Source organism: Vibrio sp. M250220, assembly GCF_036533795.1.
Lineage (GTDB): Bacteria > Pseudomonadota > Gammaproteobacteria > Enterobacterales > Vibrionaceae > Vibrio.
Map to the genome: position 1 here is coordinate 1 of NZ_JATABI010000206.1, position 450 is coordinate 450.

The following is a 450-nucleotide window of genomic DNA, read 5'->3' on the forward strand; positions in this document are numbered from 1 at the left end:
GATCACCAAACTTGGGAAAGCGCTTGAAGATATCGATGCCCCAGGAAAACACGGGATGACACTGCTTGGCTTTGCCGTAAATGATGAAAACCCCGTAGCCATTAAAGCGTTGATGGCGTTAGGTGCCGATCCATCTATTGAGTTGCCGGGACTAGGCAGCGTTGCTTATCACGCTATGTGGCGCAAAAGTGACGAGCCCTTAAAAGCTCTTCTTGAAAGTGGCATGGATCCAAATATTGCAAATGAAGGCAGCTTACGAACATTGATTTTCAACACCCCTACGCTTGAAGAAAGTGATGCCATGAAGCTTTTAGTCGAGTACGGTGCCGATGTGAATGCCCGCGACACACTTGGCAATACACCTTTGATACATATTCTTCCAGTGCGGTTTGATGATTCTCTCTACTTGCTCAACCATGGAGCAGATCCATACGCAATGAATAATTTAGG

1 protein-coding gene is annotated in these 450 nt (G+C 46.4%); it reads left to right on the plus strand.

What is annotated here, in order from left to right:
- On the plus strand, positions 1–450 hold a 450-nt coding region (locus QTN94_RS20455), incomplete at both ends, for an ankyrin repeat domain-containing protein (RefSeq protein WP_443088821.1).